Origin of the sequence: Vibrio sp. 10N.222.55.C6, assembly GCF_041473395.1 — a bacterium.
GTDB lineage: Bacteria > Pseudomonadota > Gammaproteobacteria > Enterobacterales > Vibrionaceae > Vibrio > Vibrio crassostreae_C.
The window spans coordinates 1-235 of record NZ_JBFRSD010001201.1 but is presented as its reverse complement, the minus strand read 5'-3'; the positions used below and the strand labels follow the sequence as shown (position 1 = coordinate 235).

The 235-nt window shown below is 43.8% G+C and carries 1 protein-coding gene; it reads right to left on the bottom strand.

Annotated features, from left to right (window positions below; genetic code table 11):
* Positions 1-235, bottom strand: a 235-nt coding sequence (locus tag AB4486_RS28180; protein ID WP_372120126.1) for a polysaccharide lyase family 7 protein, incomplete at both ends; no start/stop codon positions are given.

The window sequence follows — 235 nt, the reverse complement described above, 5'->3', positions numbered from 1 at the left end:
AATCAGCACCGCGTGGCATCTGGCGTAACTCAGAGCGTGCGTTTTTCGAGTTCTTCGTGGTAATAGCTTGGTTTTGTACTTCAAAGACGAGATTACCGTCTTTATCAAGGTGGAAGAAATCGCTGTGTGAGTAGCTCATCATTGCCACCCCTTCGATTTCGTCAACACGACCATCTTCATTGATATCTGAAGGTATAGTTATTTTCCAATTGTGCATATCGAATTTATCGGCAGG